Source organism: Desertibaculum subflavum (assembly GCA_003576705.1).
Lineage (GTDB): Bacteria > Pseudomonadota > Alphaproteobacteria > Ferrovibrionales > Ferrovibrionaceae > Desertibaculum > Desertibaculum subflavum.
Window position 1 is genome coordinate 200567 of record QOZS01000001.1, and the last position, 18817, is coordinate 219383.

At 66.3% G+C, this 18817-nt stretch carries 12 protein-coding genes; 6 read left to right on the forward strand and 6 right to left on the reverse strand.

Going from position 1 to position 18817, the window contains the following annotated elements; all coding sequences use genetic code 11:
• The first annotated feature begins 33 nt into the window (after positions 1 to 33).
• The gene (gene metH / locus DT074_RS00980; protein WP_438503658.1) at positions 34 to 3483 is read left to right on the forward strand and encodes a methionine synthase; all 3450 of its coding nucleotides are present in this window, start codon (positions 34 to 36) and stop codon (positions 3481 to 3483) included.
• Positions 3484 to 3520: 37 nt separating this feature from the next.
• Positions 3521 to 4807 carry an adenylate/guanylate cyclase domain-containing protein gene (locus DT074_RS00985; RefSeq protein ID WP_119417914.1) on the forward strand — a complete coding sequence of 429 codons (1287 nt, stop codon included), beginning with the start codon at positions 3521 to 3523 and terminating at the stop codon, positions 4805 to 4807.
• Between the two features lie 22 nt (positions 4808 to 4829).
• On the opposite strand, the gene DT074_RS00990 is transcribed toward DT074_RS00985, so the two are convergent.
• Positions 4830 to 6770 carry a TRAP transporter permease gene (locus tag DT074_RS00990; protein ID WP_119417915.1) on the reverse strand — a complete coding sequence of 647 codons (1941 nt, stop codon included), beginning with the start codon at positions 6768 to 6770 and terminating at the stop codon, positions 4830 to 4832.
• Positions 6771 to 6895: 125 nt separating this feature from the next.
• Here DT074_RS00990 and DT074_RS00995 point away from each other — a divergent pair, with 125 nt between their 5' ends.
• The 4 genes from DT074_RS00995 to DT074_RS01010 all read left to right on the forward strand — a co-directional run bounded on the left by DT074_RS00995 (position 6896) and on the right by DT074_RS01010 (position 11070).
• Positions 6896 to 8038 (forward strand): TAXI family TRAP transporter solute-binding subunit, encoded by a 1143-nt coding sequence (locus tag DT074_RS00995; RefSeq protein WP_162914535.1) that lies wholly within the window; start codon positions 6896 to 6898, stop codon positions 8036 to 8038.
• A gap of 135 nt (positions 8039 to 8173) precedes the next feature.
• Complete coding sequence (locus DT074_RS01000) at positions 8174 to 9601, forward strand: NAD-dependent succinate-semialdehyde dehydrogenase (RefSeq protein WP_119417917.1); 1428 nt, start codon at positions 8174 to 8176, stop codon at positions 9599 to 9601.
• 98 nt (positions 9602 to 9699) lie between these two features.
• Positions 9700 to 10242, forward strand: coding sequence for a PAS domain-containing protein (locus DT074_RS01005; RefSeq protein WP_119417918.1), 543 nt, complete (start codon positions 9700 to 9702; stop codon positions 10240 to 10242).
• Positions 10243 to 10317: 75 nt separating this feature from the next.
• Positions 10318 to 11070 (forward strand): DUF72 domain-containing protein, encoded by a 753-nt coding sequence (locus DT074_RS01010; RefSeq protein WP_119417919.1) that lies wholly within the window; start codon positions 10318 to 10320, stop codon positions 11068 to 11070.
• A gap of 4 nt (positions 11071 to 11074) precedes the next feature.
• Here the strand turns inward: DT074_RS01010 and katE are convergent, their stop codons facing one another.
• The 5 genes from katE to DT074_RS01035 all read right to left on the reverse strand — a co-directional run bounded on the left by katE (position 11075) and on the right by DT074_RS01035 (position 18554).
• On the reverse strand, positions 11075 to 13195 hold the full coding sequence (katE, locus tag DT074_RS01015) for a catalase (RefSeq protein WP_119417920.1): 2121 nt from the start codon (positions 13193 to 13195) through the stop codon (positions 11075 to 11077).
• 231 nt (positions 13196 to 13426) lie between these two features.
• The gene (locus DT074_RS01020; RefSeq protein ID WP_162914536.1) at positions 13427 to 14104 is read right to left on the reverse strand and encodes a hypothetical protein; all 678 of its coding nucleotides are present in this window, start codon (positions 14102 to 14104) and stop codon (positions 13427 to 13429) included.
• A 45-nt stretch (positions 14105 to 14149) separates the two neighbouring features.
• A complete protein-coding gene (locus tag DT074_RS01025; RefSeq protein ID WP_119417922.1) occupies positions 14150 to 15562 on the reverse strand; it encodes a TULIP family P47-like protein in 1413 nt (470 codons plus the stop codon).
• 4 nt (positions 15563 to 15566) lie between these two features.
• A complete protein-coding gene (locus tag DT074_RS01030; protein ID WP_119417923.1) occupies positions 15567 to 17165 on the reverse strand; it encodes a TULIP family P47-like protein in 1599 nt (532 codons plus the stop codon).
• 30 nt (positions 17166 to 17195) lie between these two features.
• Positions 17196 to 18554, reverse strand: a complete 1359-nt coding sequence (locus tag DT074_RS01035; RefSeq protein ID WP_119417924.1) for a TULIP family P47-like protein — start codon at positions 18552 to 18554, stop codon at positions 17196 to 17198.
• Positions 18555 to 18817: the final 263 nt, after the last annotated feature.

The window sequence follows — 18817 nt, forward strand, 5'->3', positions numbered from 1 at the left end:
CTGCGCCAGCAGGTGCTGCTCTGCGACGGCTCCATGGGCGCGCGCACCCAGGCGCTCGACCTCGATGCCGACAGGGATTTCTGGGGCAAGGAGAACTGCACCGAGATTCTGACCCGCTCGCGCCCGGACGTGGTGCGCGATGTGCACATGTCGTATCTGCGCGCCGGCGCCGACATGCTGCAGACCAACACCTTCGGCGGCAGCCCGATCACCCTCGGCGAGTTCGGCCTGGAGGCCGAGGCCTTCGCCCTCAACAAGGAATCGGCGGAGATCGCGCGCGGCTGCTTCGAGGCCTTCTCGGACGGCCGGCCGCGCTGGGTGATCGGCTCGATCGGGCCGGGCACCAAGCTGCCCTCGCTCGGCCATGTCGATTACGACACACTCGAGGCGGCGCTCGCGGTGCAGTCGCGCGGCCTGATCGCCGGCGGCGTCGACGCCATCCTGATCGAAACCTGCCAGGACACCCTGCAGATCAAGGCGGCGGTAAGCGGCGCCAAGATCGCACGTCTTGAAGCAGGCAAGCCCCACTTGCCGATCTTCGTGCAGGTGACGGTCGAGACCACCGGCACGCTTCTGGTAGGCCCGGATATCGGCGCGGCAGCGACCGTCGTGCACGCGCTCGACGTTCCGCTGATGGGCCTCAACTGCGCCACCGGCCCGCAGGAGATGGCAGAGCATGTGAAATGGCTCGGCGAGAACTGGCCGGGCGTCATCTCGGTGCAGCCCAATGCCGGCCTGCCCGAGCTGGTCGAGGGCAAGACCCGCTATCCGCTGCAGCCGGAGGAGATGGCGCGCTGGTTGGAGCGCTTCATCCGCGACGACGGTGTGAACCTCATCGGCGGCTGCTGCGGCACCGACGACCGCCACATCGCGGCGCTCGACGCCATGCTGCGCCGCCTGGCGGCGGAGAGCGGCCGCAACACCGCGCGGCCGCTGCCGGTCGAGCGCACGCGCCACTGGGTGCCCTCGGTCGCCTCGCTCTACACCCCGGTGCCGTACCGGCAGGAGAATGCCTATCTCTCGATCGGCGAGCGCTGCAACGCCAACGGCTCGAAGAAATTCCGCGACCTGCAGGCGGCCGGCGACTGGGACGGCTGCGTCGCCATCGGCCGCGAGCAGATCAAGGAAGGCAGCCACACGCTGGACGTCTGCACCGCCTTCGTCGGCCGCAACGAAGTTGCCGACATGACCGAGGTGGTGACGCGGCTGCGCGGCGCCGCCAACGCGCCGCTGGTGCTCGATTCGACGGAGTATCCGGTGCTGGAGGCGGCGCTCAAGCTCTATGGCGGCAAGCCGATCATCAACTCGATCAATTTCGAGGACGGCGAGGTGCCGGCCGAGAAGCGGATGCAGCTCGCCCGCAAGTTCGGCACCGGCGTCGTTGCGCTGACCATCGACGAGATCGGCATGGCCAAGGAGGCGGAGAAAAAGCTCGAGATCGCCAAGCGTCTTTACGACTTCGCCTGCGTCAAGCACGGCCTGCCGCCTGAGGATCTGCTGTTCGACCCGCTGACCTTCACCATCGCCACCGGCAACGAGGACGATCGCAAGTTGGGCCTATGGACGCTCGAAGGCATCGAGATGATCGCCCGCGAGCTGCCGCGCTGCCAGATCATTCTCGGCCTCTCCAACATCTCCTTCGGCCTCAAGCCGGCGGCGCGCCACGTGCTCAATTCGGTCTTCCTGGACCATGCGCTGAAGCGCGGCATGACCGGCGCCATCGTGCATGTCTCCAAGATCCTGCCGCTGCACAAGCTGGCGCCGGAAGAGGTCGCCGCCGCCGAGGACCTGATCTTCGACCGCCGCCGGCCGGGCTACGACCCGCTGCAGGCCTTCATCGCCCTGTTCGAGGGTCGCGGCGAAGGCCCGAAGGCCGCCAAAGTCAGGGCCGAGAATGTCGAGGACCGGTTGAAGCAGCGCATCGTCGACGGCGACCGCAAGGGGCTCGAGGCCGATCTCGACGAGGGCCTGCAGAAGCACCGGCCGCTCGACATCATCAACAACATCCTGCTCGACGGCATGAAGGTGGTGGGCGAGCTGTTCGGTTCCGGCAAGATGCAGCTGCCCTTCGTGCTGCAATCGGCGGAGACGATGAAGGCCGCCGTCGCCTATCTGGAGCCGCATATGGAGCGGGTGGCGGGCCAGGAGAAGGGCATCATCGTGCTCGCCACCGTGAAGGGCGATGTGCACGACATCGGCAAGAACCTGGTCGACATCATCCTGACCAACAACGGCTACAAGGTCGTCAATCTCGGCATCAAGCAGCCGATCGCCTCCATCATGGCGGCGGCGCAGGAGCATGAGGCGCATGCCGTCGGTATGTCGGGTCTGCTGGTCAAGTCGACGGTCGTGATGCGGGAGAACCTGGAGGAGATGACGCGCGAGGGCATCGACCTGCCGGTCATCCTGGGCGGCGCCGCGCTGACGCGCCGCTATGTCGAGGAGGATTGCCGCGCCGCCTATGGCTCGCGCCGCGTCGCCTATGCCAACGACGCCTTCGCCGGGCTTGCGCTCATGGACACCATCGTCGGCGGCAGGATCGACGCCTATATCGAGGAGAACGAGGCCAAGCGCCGCGACCGGCCGCAATCGAGGAAGCGGATCGGCGAGCCGGCGCGCAACCGGACGGAGCGGCCGGTCGACTGGGACGAGGTCCGCTTCCGTCGCGCCGAGCTCGCCGCGAATACGGAGATTCCGGTGCCGCCCTTCTGGGGCCCGAAGGTGATCGAGAAGGTCGATCTCCGCGCCCTTGTGCCGTTCCTGAACGAGCGCATGCTCTATCAGTTCCAATGGGGCTTCCGCAAAGCCGGCAAGACCCTGGAAGAGTTCCGCGCCTGGGCCGATCTCGAGGTCAAGCCGATCCTCAAGCGCATGCTCGAGACCTGCGTGGCGGAGGACATTCTCAAGCCGCAAGCGGTCTACGGCTATTGGAAGGCGGCGTCGCAGGACAACGACGTCGTGCTGTTCGCCGAGGACGGCCGCACCGAGGTCGCGCGCTTCTCGCTGCCGCGGCAGAACCAGGAGGGCGGCCTCTGCATCGCCGATTTCGTGCGCGACATCAACGCGCCGGAGCGCGACGTGCTCGGCCTGCAAGTGGTGACGATGGGTGCCCGCGCCTCCGACGTGGCCCGCCAGTGGTTCGCCGACAACCGCTATCAGGACTATCTCTACCTGCACGGCCTCTCGGTCGAGATGGCGGAGGCGCTGGCGGAGTACACCCACAAGCGCATCCGCGCCGAGCTCGGCTTCGGCCACGAGGACGACCGCGACATGGAGGTGATGCTGAAGCAGGGCTATCGCGGCTCGCGCTATTCCTTCGGCTATCCGGCCTGCCCGAAGCTGGAGGACCAGCGCATGCTGCTCGACCTCTTGAAGGCCGAGCGCATCGGCCTCGCGCTGTCGGAAGAGTTCCAGCTCGAGCCGGAGCAATCCACCTCCGCCATCGTGCTGCATCACCCGCAAGCGAAGTATTTCTCGGTCTAGCGAGAAGCACGCCGCGTCCTGCTATGGTCGGCGCGCCATGACCGCCGCGCCCCGGAACGAAGTCGACCGTCTGCTCGACGATGCGGAGCAATCGGCCGACCGCGCCGCCAACAAGCTCCGCGTCATCGCCGCCATCGTGCTGCTGTGCACCGTGTTCCTGGTCGGTCTCACGGTCCCGCCGGACGACCGGCTGATCCAGGCGCAGGTTCTGGGCGGCAAGATCACGGTGGCGATCTGGCTGGTCGTCGGCCTCGCCGGCATGTGGCTCAACCGCATCGGCGTCCGGCATCCGTTGGTCGGTTACGCGCAGGCGACGTTCGACGCCCTTCTGGTCAGCACCAATCTCTATTTCGGCTTCGTGATCGGCGAGCTCGCCGGCAACTTCTGGCCGATCTTCCCGGCCGTCTGGCTGTTGCCGGTGCTGGTGGCGGGCACCGCACTGCGTTGGCGACCCGGCCTCACCATCTATTCCGGCGTGCTCGTGGTCGCGCTCCTGATCGGCATGGCCATTGTTGCCGGCACGGTCGACGAGCAGGAGCGAGCGACGCAGGTGACGACCACGGTCAGGCTGTTCGGCTGGCCGCCGAACTCGGTGCGCCTGGTGATGCTGTCGCTGCTGGTGACCGCCATTTGCTTCGTCACGATCCGCGGCCGGGCATTGATCCTGCGTGCCGCGGGCGAGGCGCAACAGCGCGAAGCGCTGGGTCGCCATCTGCCGCGTCAGGTGCTGCCGCTGATTCTCGATCCGGCGCTGGCGGAGCTGCGCCGCGGCAGCAAGCGCGAGCTCGCCGTCATGTTCGTCGACATCCGCGGCTCGACGGCGATTGCCGAGCGGCTCGATCCGGCGACCTTCGCCGGGCTGCTGACCGGCTTCCGACGCATCGTCGACGACACGGTTTCGGCCCATGGCGGCGTGGTCGACAAGTTCATCGGCGACGGTGCGCTGATCCTTTTCGGCGTGCTGCCGATCGAACGCGACGCCGCGCGGCGTGCCATCGAATGCGCCCGCATGCTGCTCGAACGGATGGCGGCATTCGAGCGGCGCCATCCGGAGGTCAGGATCGGCATCGGCATCCACTTCGGCCCGGTCTTCGTCGGCGTCGTGGGCGAGGGCGAGCGCGTCGAGTTCACGGCGCTCGGCGAGCCGGTCAACATCGCGGCCCGGATCGAAAAGGCGACCAAGGAACTCGCCTGTCGTCTGCTGGTGACGCAGGCCGCGCTCGATGCCGCCGGCGCGCGCCCGGCCGATTTCGGCCTGGCGGCCAGGGGCGAAATCAGGCTCGAAGGGTCCCGTGCGACGCAGCTGGTATTCGGCGAGGCGTGAGCCGGCGCCGGAGCAGCCTGGATCAGGCGGGAACCCGCCGCCGTTGCCGCAGCAGCAGGTTGCCGGCATAGACGAAGGCGACAAGGCCAAGGCCGATCAGATCTGTCGTCAGGCCCGGTTTCAGCAGCCCCGCCGCGCCGGCCAGCAGCACGATGCGCCACGGCCAGGAGAGGCGTCCCACACCATTGAGCCAGCCCTCCAGCGCCGCCGCCAGCATCCACACGGCGAACGCCGCCGTCGCCACGTCATGCGCGATGTCCCATGGCGAGCCGAACAGGATCAGCGTGGGATTGAGCACGAACAGGAACGGCACGACGAAGTTCACGCTGCCGAGGCGCATGGCCCAGATGCCGGTCTTCCAGGCATCCGCCTTGGCGATGCTGGCGGCGGCGATGGCGGCCAGCGCCACCGGCGGCGTGATGAAGCTGATCAGGCCCCAATAGAGGATGAAGAGGTGCGAGGCGACCGGATGCAGGCCACCATCCACCAGCGCCGGCGCCAGGGTGACGGCGAGGAAGATGTAGCAGGCGCTGGACGTCATCCCCATGCCGAGGATGAAGCTGGTCAGCGCGCCGAACAGCAGCAGCAGGTAGACGTTGCCGCCGGCGAACTGCAGCAGCTCGCGGGAGAACGCGCCGCCCACGCCGGTATAGGAGAGCGAGCCGACGATGAAGCCGACGCCGGCCAGGATGGCGACGATGTTGAGGACGTTCCGCGTGGTGTCGATGGCGAGGTCGCGCAGTTCTGGCAGGCGGAACCGCTTGGTCCCGAACACCACCGAAGTGCCGACCAGCGCGGCGGTGGCGATATAGGGCGCCAGCGCCTCCTGCTTCATCACCAGCAGCAGATAGGTCAACAGGCCGAGGCTGAACAGAAAATGCCAGCCCTGCCTGAGCACGGGGCCGAGGCGCGGGATCTCTTCCGCCGGCTGGCCCTTGAGGCCGTTCTTGGCCGCATAGTTGTCGGCCTGCAGCAGCAGCGCGCCGTAATAGAGCAGCGCCGGCACCACGGCCGCGATCATCACCGTGCTGTACGGCACGTTCAGGAACTCGGCCATGATGAAGGCGACCGCGCCCATCACCGGCGGCATCAGCGCGCCGCCGGTCGAGGCGCAGGCCTCCACCGCGCCGGCATAATGCGGCGGATAGCCGATCCGCTTCATCGTGGGGATGGTGATCTGGCCGGTCGTCACCACGTTGGAGATGACGCTGCCGGAGAGCGAGCCGAAGAACCCGCTCGACAGCACGGCGACCTTGGCTGGGCCGCCGCGGCTGCGTCCCATCAGCGCCACCGCCAGCGCCATGAAGAACTCGCCGCCCCCGGTGACCACCAGCGCCGAGCCGAAGATCAGGAAGCCGACCAAGAGCGAGGCGACGGTGCGCAGCGGCACGCCGATGATGCTTTCGACGCCCATCGCATGGGCGCTGATCGTGCCGGCGAGGTCGCTGCCCGGTCCCCACAGGAAGCCCGGCATCTGCTCCGCGAACATCGGATAGAAGGCGAAGAGCAGGCACAGGCCGAACAGCACCATGCCGGCGGCGCGGCGCACCGCTTCGAGCGCGAGCGCGCAGATGATGCCGGCGACGACGATCGCAGGAGTCGGCGCGGCAAGGTCCCAGCCTTCCGCGACGATGCGCCCGCCGTTCCAGGCGAGATAGGCCGTGGTTGCGATGGTGAGGCCGAACAGACACCAATCGTACCAGGGGATCGACCGGCGATCGGCACTGCGCCCAGGATAGGCCAGAAACGCCAGCGAAAGGAAAAAGCCGAGCAGCAGATAGTAGAAGGAGGTATCGATAATCGGCTGCCCGATGATCTGCAGATTGAAGGTCTGGTTGACCGTCAGCAGCACGCCGAGTGACCCCATGACCAGCGCCAGCCAATAGGCCCCGCCGACCAGGCGGTCGCGCCCGCCATCCTCAGGTGCGAGATCGATGTCGATGGCGTCGGTGCTGGCCGCCATTCACTATCCTCCCCGTGATTCCATGTGCCTGTCGGCCCTGGAACCTTGATTGAAGTTTGACGATGGTGGTTGTTCTTGCCAATGTTTTCTCGGACCTGAAAAACACGAACATGGAGGAAAACGCAATGGGCCGATTGTGGGGCGTCACGGCCGGTATAGCCGCTTTGTTGCTGGCGAGCGCTGCGGCGCAGGCGCAGAAGCTGCCCGATAGCTCTGTCTGGACAGCCTACGACCTGGGCTCGTCCGGCTATGCCGAGGCTTCGGGCATCGCCGACGCGATCATGAAGAAGCACACGATCCGGGTGCGTATCGTGCCTTCGGGTACCTCGATCGGGCGCCTGCTGCCGATCACCCAGGGCAAGGCGACCTACGGATTCCTGGCGAACGAGCTCTTCTTCGCCGCCGAGGGCACCTACGACTTCGCGGTGCCGAGCTGGGGCCCGCAGGACGTGCGCGTCGTGCTGGCGCGCCCGGCGGCCAATGCGATGGCGACGGCCGGCGATATCGGCGTCAAGACCATGAAGGACCTGAAGGGCAAGCGCATCGGCTATGTGAAGGGCAATCCTTCGGTCAACGTGAAGACCGATGCCTATCTCGCCTTCGCCGGCCTGACCCGCAAGGATGTCGAGGTGGTCTGGTTCGGTAGCTACAACGCCATGAAGACGGCGGTGATCAACAATCAACTGGATTCGTTCTCGAGCGTCACCACCTCGGCCAATATGCGGGAGATCGAGGCGAGCCCGCGCGGCCTGGTCTGGCCGGAATTCCCGCCGGAGGACAAGGAAGGCTGGAAGCGCATCAGCCAGGTCGCCGATTTCTTCGAACCCTATGTCGAGACGGCGGGCGCCGGCATCTCGAAGGAGAAGCCGAAGAATCTGGTCGGCTATCGCTATCCGATCATCGCCACCTACGCCAAGACCAGCGCCGACGAGGTCTATGCCCTGGTCAAGGCGATCGACGAATCGATGGATCTGATCAAGGGCGTCACCGGCAGCGCGGCGAACTGGGATCCCAAGAAGTCCGGCAAGCCGCCGGCGGATGCGCCCTGGCATGACGGTTCCATCCGCTACCTGAAGGAAAAGGGGATCTGGACCGCCGACCATCAGGCCTGGCAGGACGCGCGCCTGGCACGCCTGAAGAAGCTGCAGGCCGGCTGGAAGGATGCCGAGGCCAAGTTCAAGGCTTCCGGCAAGTCCGGCGACGAGGCCTGGGTCGACTTCTGGGAGGACTACCGCGTCAAGACCATGGGCCTGCCCGCCAGCGGCTGAGCCCGCGACAGTACGACGAAGGCGAGGGGCCCGAAGGCGCTGCCTTCGGGCCCTTTTCATTTCAGACGGGCGCTTTCCAGCGGCGGGCGGCTGCAGTAACAAGGCCCGAACGGGTTCAGGCGCGTGGAGTGCGGCATGTATATCGACGGCGAATGGCGGCAGGCGGCCGGGGCCAAGACCTTCGAGGTGACCAATCCCGCCACCGGCGAGGTGATCGGCACCGTGCCGGATGGCGGGCGCGACGAGGCGCTCGCCGCGGTCGCCGCGGCCGACAAGGCCTTTGCGAGCTGGTCGCGCCTCACCGCCTATCAGCGCTCCGAGCAGCTCTACAAGGCCTGGAGCCTGATGATCGAGCGCAAGGAGCAGCTCGCCCGCACCATGACGGCGGAGCAGGGCAAGCCGCTCCGCGCCGCCCGCAACGAGGTGCAGTACGGCGCCGACTTCCTGCTCTGGTACGCGGAGGAGGCGAAGCGCGTCTATGGCGAGACCATCCCGGCGCCGCGCGGCGACCAGCGCTTCATCGTGGCGAAGCAGGCGGTCGGCCCGGTCGGCGCCATCACGCCGTGGAACTATCCGATCTCGATGATCACGCGGAAGGTCGCGCCCGCGCTCGCCGCCGGCTGCACCATCGTGCTGAAGCCGGCCGAGGCGACGCCGCTCTGCGCCGTCGAGATGTTCAAGCTGTTCCACGATGCGGGGATTCCGAAGGGTGTCGTCAACCTGGTGACCGCGCTCGACCCGGCGCCGGTCGGCGAGGTGCTGCTGACCGATCGCCGCATCCGCAAGCTCACTTTCACCGGCTCGACCGAGGTGGGCAAGATGATCGCCGCGCGCGCCGCACAGCAGATGAAGCGGGTCAGCCTCGAGCTCGGCGGACATGCCCCGTTCCTCGTCTTCGACGACGCCGATCCGATCCACGCCGCCAAGGGCGCCGCGCTGGTCAAGTTCCTCAATACCGGCCAGGCCTGCATCAGCCCGAACCGGATCTTCGTGCAGCGCTCGGTGGTCGAGCCCTTCGTCAAGGAGTTCACCTCGCGCGTCGCCGCCATGAAGGCCGGCAACGGCATGGAGGATGCGACCTCGATCGGCCCGCTGGTCGACGAAGGCGCGGTCGCGAAGGTCGACGCCCAGGTGAAGGACGCGGTGGCCAAGGGCGCCAAGCTGCTCTGCGGCGGCAACCGCCTGATCTCCAACGGGCTCGACCGCGGCACCTTCTACGCGCCGACGGTGCTCGCCGATGTGCGGCCCGACATGCTGATCTACCGCGAGGAGACCTTCGGCCCCGTCGCGCCTATTATCGCCTTCGACAAGGAGGACGAGGCGCTGGCCATGGCCAACGACACCGATTACGGCCTCGCGTCCTACGTCTATACGCGCGACATCGCCCGCGCCTTCCGCATCTTCGAGGGGCTGCGCTTCGGCATCGTCGGCATCAACGACATCAACCCGACCGCCGCCGCGGCGCCGTTCGGCGGATCGAAGGAAAGCGGGCTCGGCCGCGAAGGCGGCCATGACGGCATCGCCGAATATCTCGAAACCAAGCTCGGCGGCTTTTCGATCTGACCCGGGGCATCGGGGGGCGGCTTGCGCTGGCCTGCCGGCGCCTGCGGAATGATGTAGACTCCGCGGCGGAGGAATCTTGGCGAGGAAGGGGCCCGGACATGGGTCTCGATGAGCTGCTGTCCGGCTTGCGACAAGCGGATTCCGTCATATTCGTCGAAGCCTGGCGACGCTGGCGCGGCGGCGGCCTGCTGCCGCGGCGGGCCGACATGGATCTCCGCGACATCCGGCGGTGCCTGATGCACGTCATGCTGTGCGAAGTCCGCGGCCCCGACGAAGTGCTGGTCAGGGTGAGCGGGTCGCGCATCGCGGACTCGCTCGACTTCGAGCTGACCGGCAACAACTACAAGGATCGCACCGACCCGACGGACTGGCCGGAGCGCAGCCGGCATTTCATCGAGATGACGGCGCGACCCTGCGGCGGCTTCATGCAGTTCCGTGACGAGGTGCGACCGGGGCGCGTCAATGCATTCGAGACCGTCAGCCTTCCACTCGAGGCGGACGAGCCGGCCAGGCCGCGTCTCGTCCTGTCCCTCAACACGCCGCTCGACCGCGACTTCGAACGGCATGGGCGCGCTGGCGGCAGCGTCGTGGCCGCGCTGGATTTCATCTATGTTGACATCGGCGCGGGAGTGCCGAATTGACGGGCTGGTCTGTCGCTGCCGGCCGCATCCTGCGCGGGCGGCGGCCGCGCGGCGCACGGTCTGGCGGAGTGGTGCATGGCGAAGCCGGGGAAGATCCGCATTGGCATCGGCGGCTGGACTTTCGAGCCCTGGCGCGGCGTCTTCTATCCCGACGACCTGCCGCAGAAGCGCGAGCTTGAATTCGCCAGCCGTCAACTGACCTCGATCGAAATCAACGGCACCTACTACTCCACCTTCAAGCCGGCGAGCTGGATCAAGTGGCGCGAGGAGACGCCGCCGGGTTTCGTCTTCGCGGTCAAGGCCTCGCGCTTCTGCACCAACCGGCGCGAGCTTGCCGGCGCGGGTGATTCGGTCGCCAAGTTCCTGGGACAGGGGCTGACCGAGCTCAAGGACAAGCTTGGGCCCATCAATTGGCAGTTCATGGAGACCAAGAAGTTCGACGCCGACGACATGGCGGCGTTCCTGAAGCTGCTGCCGCGCGAGAAGGACGGCATCCGGCTGCGCCACGCGCTCGAAGTGCGCCATCCGAGCTTCAAGGACCCGAAGTTCTACGCGCTCGCGAAGCAGCACGCTGCCGCGATCGTCTTCGCCGATGACGACACCTTTCCGGAGATCGACGAGCCGACCGCCGACTTCACCTATGCCCGCCTGATGCGAACGCAGGACAAGCACGCGACCGGCTACGACAGGAAGGGTCTCGATCGCTGGGCCAAGCAGGCCGAAGCCTGGGCCCAGCGGGGCGATGCCTTCGTCTACGTCATCTCCGGCGCCAAGGTCCGCAATCCGGCCGCGGCCCAGGCGCTGATCGAGCGGGTGGGGCGGCCCTGACCGCTCAGATCTGTTTCACTTTCGGCCCGCGCTTCCAATAGCGCAGATTCCGGCAGGCAGCGACGAAGCCGGCCGAGTCAGCGGCGCGGCGCAGCGGTACCAGGCCATCATCGCCCTCCGGTTCCGCGCCGGCCCGCTCGAGCAGCGGTATCGCCGCCTCGGTGAAGCCGATGAACCTGAGGTGGGCATAGGCATCGGCGATGAAGTCGCGCGCCGTCGCCTCGTTGGCGAGGAGCTCCGCGCCCTCGTCGGAGACGAGCAAGGCGACCGCGTCGAACAGCACAGACGGTCCGCCGTCGACCTTCTCGTCCGCCTCGATCCAGCTGCCGTCGCTCGCCTCGACGCCGCCGACCATCGGCGCCACCAGCTTCAGCAGCACGCCTTCCTTCTTCAGGGCCTGACGGAGCGCCTTCAGCAGGCCGGCATCGACGCCGTCGGTGACCAGCGCGCCGACCTTGCGGCCCTTGAAATCCTTCGGGCCGTTCATGACGATGCTGAGCGCGGATGATTTCGGCAGCTTTGTGTTCGGCCGCTTGGCCGGCTCGGCCGGTGCCGGAAGCTCCCTGAGGCGCAAGCCCTCGGCCACCTTCTGCGCCAGCGCCTCGTCGACCTGCCTCAGATGCGCGACCATGCGGGCGCGGATCGCCGGCGTCTCGACCTTGCTGAGCTCGAAGGTGAAGGCGGCCGCGATATGGCCCTGCTCGATCTCGGTCTGGCTCAGGTAGAACTGCCGCGCCTGGCTGTAATGGTCGGCGAAGCTTTCGGGCCGGATCCGCCGCTTCTCGCCGTTCACCACCTCGGGAAAGCTGGTGAAGCCCTTCGTGGGATCTTCCCGCGGCCCGCCCTTCGGCCCCCAGGAATTTGGCTCGTAATTCGCCCGGCCCTTCGGGTTGTGGAAGGCCATGTGCCCGTCCTGCTGAAAATGGTGGAACGGACATTTCGGCGCGTTGACCGGCAGGTGGGTGAAGTTCGGGCCGCCGAGCCGCTTCAGCTGGGTGTCGAGATAGGAGAAGTTGCGGCCCTGCAGCAGCGGGTCGTTGGTGAAGTCGATGCCGGGCACGATGTTCTGCGTGCAGAAGGCGACCTGCTCGGTCTCGGCGAAGAAGTTGTCGACGCAACGGTCCAGCACCAGCCGGCCGACGCGGCGCACCGGAACCTCCTCCTCGGGGATGATCTTGGTCGGGTCGAGGATGTCGAATTCGAACTTGTCGGCGAATTTGTCGTCAAACAGCTGCAGGCCCAGCTCCCATTCCGGGAAATCGCCCATCTGGATGGCGTCCCACAGGTCGCGCCGGTGGAAATCCGGATCGGCGCCGTTGATCTTCACCGCCTCGTTCCACAGCACCGACTGCATGCCGAGCTTCGGCTTCCAGTGGAACTTGACGAAGGTCGAGTTGCCGGCCGAGTTGACCAGCCGGAACGTGTGTACGCCGAATCCTTCCATGAAGCGGAACGAGCGCGGGATCGTCCGGTCGGACATGATCCACAGCGCCATATTGATGCTTTCCGGCGTCAGCGAGATGAAATCCCAGAAATTGTCGTGTGCCGTCTGTGCCTGGGGAAAGCCGCGCTCGGGCTCCTGCTTCGCGGCATGGATGATGTCGGGAAACTTGATGGCATCCTGGATGAAGAACACCGGGATGTTGTTGCCGACGATGTCCCAGTTGCCTTCCTTGGTGTAAAGCTTGACCGCGAAGCCGCGCACGTCGCGCGCCAGGTCGGCCGAGCCCTTGTTGCCGGCCACGGTGGAGAAGCGCACGAAGGCCGGAATCTTCTCGCCGGCGCGCTGGAACAGGTCGGCCCGGGTGATCCTCGCCAGCGATTCATAGGTCTCGAAATAGCCATGCGCGCCAAAGCCGCGGGCGTGCACCACGCGCTCGGGGATGCGCTCGTGGTCGAAATGGAAGATCTTTTCCCGGAAGTGGAAGTCTTCCAGCGCGGTCGGTCCGCGGGCGCCGATCTTCAACGAGTTCTGGTCGTTGGCCACGGGCACGCCCTGCTGCGTCGTCAGCGCCGGAACGCCGCCGCCGGCGATCTGGTGCGTCTCACCACCTTCGCCGCGCAGAATCTCCTGCTCTCCCAGCCGGGCGGTCTTGGAACCGTTGCCGGACGCCTTCTTCGCCATGAACGCTCTCCCTCGAAAAATTCCAACGGTGCCGCCCGGAACAGGCGCTACCTAGTTTGGAACATCTCCAGGAAACTGCGCGATCACGCGAAGGTTCCGCGCTCGCTTGCGCCGGCCTATTTGGTGCCAGCCCTCGCGGGCCGGGAGGTCCGGCGGCTGCCTTGCGGATTCGGATTCCCGCCGCCTTTCAGCGTGCCGTTTGGCTCCGACTAGCGGCCTCGGCGGGGCGGGTCACCCGCGACGCCGCAGCAGCACGAAGATGCCGAGAGCCGCCAGCAGCAGCGGCAATCCCCCGGGCAGCGGAATTGCGGTGCCCGGCGGACCCGTGTCGGCGAGCGTACCGTCGACGGATAGGTGAGCCCGCTCGCCGCCGAGAATGATCGAGAAGTCCGACAACGCGGTCACGCCGGACGGATCGTCCGCCTCGAAGTGGAACCCGACCGAATTGCCCGGATCGGCGGTAGTCGTCGGTACCGGTGCCGAGGACCAGAACCCGGTGCCGTCGGTCAGCGCCAGGATGACGAAATAATCGTCTGCCGCGAGGCTCAGCCCGGAGAGCAGGGGAAAGCTTCCGGTGGCGCTGCCGAACGGCGTGACGGACGTATCGATGGCATAGCCGGTGACGATGTCGCCGATACTGGCGGTGGCGCCGATCTCGTTCCTGTGCAGGAAGATCGAACCGACGCAGGAGATGCAGAAGATGTCTGCGGCGATCTCGACGTTGTCATAATTGTTGCCGAGCGTGAAGCTGGCGGCAAAGACCTGCCTTGGTGCCGCGGGTCCGACCAGGAAGCCGGTCGAGCCGTCGCCGCCGCTGACCGAAAGAATGGTCGCGGCAGAGGCCGACGGGGCCAGGAGCGCCAGCGCCGCCGCCAGCAATCCGCCGATCGATTTCATGGCTATCGTCATCTCGGCACCTCGACAGTTTGCGGTTGCCCGGTTGTGGGGCGATGGTCAGGCCGTGGAGAAATTGGGATCTCCCACGATCTGCAGCGATTCGTTGAAGCCGGCCCAGGTGGCGCGGAAATCGCGGGCGTCGCGCCAGCGGATCGGCGCCGTGCTGTTCATCACCAGGTCGGTGATGGCTGGGGCGTCATCGGTATCGACCAGCCCGATGATGCCTTCGGTGATCATCATCACGCCCGCGACGAACCCGATGATTGCCGCCACGACCAGCAGCGCCGCGCCGTCGGTCAGGACCGCCGCGATCAGAACAATGACCAGGGTGACGATGGCGAGAACGTCCTGCGCGATCTTGATGCCGGGATCGATATCCAGCCAGTGGTTCACGTCCGGCGCCCGCGCAGGGACGAAGTTGAAGGTCTGCTCGCCCGACGGGCCGCTCTTCTTCTGCACGAGCTTGAGGCTCAACGCGTCGATCGTGTGACACATGGCGCGGATTCCCGGCGACACGTTCGTCCGGGTGATCACGTTCATCTGCAGTTCCTGGTCGACCAGCGTGACCTGCAGCGTCTCGACGAAGGCCGCATAGGTCTTGCCGTTCTTGCGGTCGTGCACCGCGAACTGGATGTCGTTGTGAGCGTTCTCGATCGACAGGCCGTCCGCACTCAGCTTGAAATCCCTGATCGACGATCCCGGAAACACCTGCGGCATCGACGGCAGCAGGATCTCCTCCATCACCCGCTGCGCCGAGATCAGAAAGCCGGCCTTGGCGCCCACCGGCACGATGTTGTTGGAAACCTGCTGGATCAGCCCGCTGGGCGACCGTCCGCCGGTCATGCTCAGCACGGCGAGAACGCCGTCCTGCTCCGTCTTCAGGTCGACATAGGCGTAGGAGGTCGTCGTCGGCTGCAGCCACTGATAGACCTTCGCCGCCTGGCGGTCGAGATTGACGGAAGCGAAGACATGGTCGAAGGCGCCGAGATTGCCGGCGAGCCAGGCGGTGATGAGCTCGCGGAAGGCCGCCTCCGCCAGAAAGCTCGGCTTCCCGCCGGCATAGTCGATCTTGCCCACCGTGACCGCCTGGTCGCCCGGCGGCGCGCCGTTCCAGATCACCAGCGCCTGGGCCCGGCCGGTGCTGAACGCGGCGGCCGAAGGGATGAGGTTCATCCTCACCGTCGCGGTGACGTCGACCTTGTCGATCGTCTCGGTCTGGCCGGTCGGCAGCGTGATCTTCACCAGCGGCACCGGCAGGCTCATGTTGATGAGCGAGTCCGATCCGCCGAGCGCCAGCGCCCAGGGGCCGAAGCTGCCGGCGGCCGCCAGCTGGTCCTTCGGGTCCGCGATGTCGAATTGCTTGGGATAGGATTCTGCGCGGGCGATGCAGGCATTGGCATCCGCGATGCGGATGCCGAATACCGTGTCCCAGCCCAAGGTCGGTGCGGCCCTGCCGCTTGCCCCGGCCATGTCCTCAGCTCTTGGCGTGATCGAGCCCGAAGATCAGCGCGCCTTGCAGGTAGGCTTCGCTGAGTTCGTAGTCGTGCGTGGAGGTGAACTTGACCACCTTGTCCATGGCGGTCTCGGTGAACTCCCGGATATCCGGCTTCGCCTTGGCGTCGCCGCCGGCGATGCCCCGCAAGATCTCGATGATGCCGACGGTCGTGCCGGAGACGAAGGCGGTCGCGACCGCGACCTTGACGACGGTCGCGATCCGTCCGGACAGCGTCGACACCGATTCGACGGTGCCCTTGATCATGCCGCGCGCGGCCGTTACGGCGATCTCGTCCGCTGCCGCGACCTCCTCGCCCGAAGACTCCGCGGCAGCGATGGCGGCGGCGTTCGCCGATTCCACGGCGGCATTTGCGGCTTTGACGAGCGCGCCACCGCCGGCCGATACGATCGCCGTGACGATCGAAACGACGCCGAGGGCGATCTGCAGAACATCGAGCACCTTCGAGGTTTCGACGTCTCCGCCGGCCGATTGGCGCACCATCGAAAGGTCCAAGGTGGTGCCGTCCGCGCTGAGGCCGAGCGACATCGCGTTGTCATAGTTGAGCTTCACCGTGATGCCCGGGCCGCCGGAGAACGTCATCTGCTGCGCGCTGACCTTGAGTTCGCGGCCATCGACCTCGATGTAGAACTGGCCCGCCGGCACGGTCGGTTCGATCGTCTTGCCGTTGTCGAGATGCAGCGGCGCCATCGTCAGCGCGGCATTGGTGATGATGCGGTTGCCGTCATTGTCGATGGTGAAGCTGGAGATCGGCGGTTCGTGGCCGACATCGCCGAACATGTAGGGCGTTGCCGGCAGGATCATGTGCTGCAGGAATTTTCGCGCCGCAACCGCCAGCCCGGCCTTCTTGTCCTCGGGTATGACGCCGAGGTCGATGTCGTAGGCGAGGTTGGCGATCAGCTTGTTCTTCTCGGCCTCCGACGACGGCTCGTCGACCAGTGCCAGCACGCCGAAGACGCTGTTCGCGAGGCTTGGATTGGATGACGGCTCGCTGCAGGCATAGCCGAGATACCAGGGCTTCATCCAGGACAGCGCGGGCGTGGTGGAGAAGTCGGCCTCGAGGTCGACCACCGCGAAGACATGGTTGAATTCGTTCAGGTTGGCGACCACCCATTGATTCAGCAGCTCCAGCAATACGGCCTGGACGACGCCGTTGCTCTGCGGCGGCGTCGGGTTGGACGCCTCCGCCTCGACCTCGCCGCCATCCGCCGTGCTGCTCAGCACGAGATCGCGCAGATTGGCGCCGGCCCCGCTCGGGCTGTGCGGTATGTACTGGGCGTAGACGGTGAAGATGGTCTGGGCGGAGGTGACCGTGTGGGTGTCGGTGCCGATGGTCACCGTGCCGCCGGTCAGCGGCACCAGGACATGGATGTCCGAGCCCGCGCCGCCGAGCGCCAGGCTCCAGGTGCCGCAGGTCACGTCCATGGACGCCGAATTGTCGGATGCGGTGAATTTCAGGCTGGTGGGGGAGGATCCGGCCGCGGCGATCGCCGCATTCGCGTCCTCATAGGTAATGCCGGTGGCGATGTCCCAGTTGTGCATGTCGATATTGTCGGCCATGGCGTCGCCCTCTGGGTGATCGGGTGGCACTCAAGACTTGCCCTGGATGTAGAACATCGTGGCCAGGCCGCCGGCGGTCGGCGTGAAGGCCGATACGCCGGACCACTTCACAACCGAGATCGCCGTCCTGGCGACGGCATCGCTGCTGATGACGCTGTTGATTCCGCTGGCCAGACCGCTGCCGACCGCGGCTGTGACCGCCTGCAGGATCGCCTCGGCGAGCAGGCCGGCGAGGTCGAACAGATGGTCGTACCAGGGGATGTGGACGTCGTGCGAGAAGGCCGGATGGCCCTTCAGGCCGAACGACAGGGTCTGCGTCGCCACCTCGAAGGCCGCGGTCACCACCGACGACGAGCTGAAGGTCATCGAGATGCCGAGCCCCAGATCGCAGGTGCCGGAGAGGCTGGTGTGGATCTCGTCGTCGTTGATCGTCGCCGATGCGGCGTGGACGACGGGATAATAGGTGATGAGGCCGCTCTTGATGCCCTTCAGCGTCACCGGCTTTCGCAGATGCAGAACCCCGGGCCCGCCGGCGGCGGCACGGCTGCCGAGCGCCGCCGCGAGCATCGCCTTCGCTTTGGGGTTCACGACAGCTTCGGCGCGATCGATCGCGGCGAACAGCCCGGCGGCGGTCGTCAGCGTGGTGTTGGCCGCCGACGTGTTCAGCGACTTGGCGAAGGCGGGGGCGAAGACGTGCTGCAGGAACAGGTCGCCGGAGATCGCCAGCCCGACCGTGGCGGCGTTCGACAGCAGGCTGGGATCGAGTTGCGTCGACAGGTGCTCGATCGGCCGATCGTCGCTGACGGCGAAGATCGCCATGAGCTGACGGCCGGTTCCGACCTCGGATACGTATGCATAGGCGCATTGCCGAGGCTGCAGCCAGCTGACGCCGCTATTCGCCATCGGCTCGATATGGGCGAGCACGAAGCTGAGCTTGGCCGCGTTGGCGACCAGGTCCTGGGCGACCGCCATCCCGATCATGGTCTGCTGGAAGGCGCTCAGGGGCGCCTTGCCGGGCGCCACGCTGACCGGCGTGATCGAGCCGTCCGCGCCACCGGCCGAGGTAAGATCGAAACGCAGATCGCGCCCTTGTCCCGACGGCGCGGGCAGAAACGTGAGGCGGGTCTTCAGGACGACCTTGGCGCCATCAAGCGCGATGGCCGCGCCGCTCCCGGCATCGAGGGTTCCGCTGTCCAGAGCGATCTGCAGGAAGACATACTCGCCGTCGCCGCCCTGGACGATGCTCCAGATGCCGAGCCTGGCGGTGACGCGCACATCCTGGATCTTGGCGTCGAGTACGGCGCCTTCGGCCTGGCTGAAGGCGGCAAGGGCCCGGTTGAGCACCGGGATCTCGGCGACGAATACTGAATCCCAGCCGGGCGCCTGCATCTCACCCGGTCCTGCGGCGGGCGCGTATGCGACAATCTTCTGATTGTGTCATATCGGCGCGCCCTCCCCAGGAGATCTTTTGGCGCCTGCCGGTCGTTGTCAATTAGGAAGTAGTTAAAATCAAATTACCACTGAATAGCTGGGGTATATCTTCGGGTATGATGCAAAAGTAGATTATTTGTAGAATCTGATAATGCCTTGCTGTTGATACACAACCGAGACGCACAATTAGCCGGAGAATATAAGTATTTTGGAATTGGACG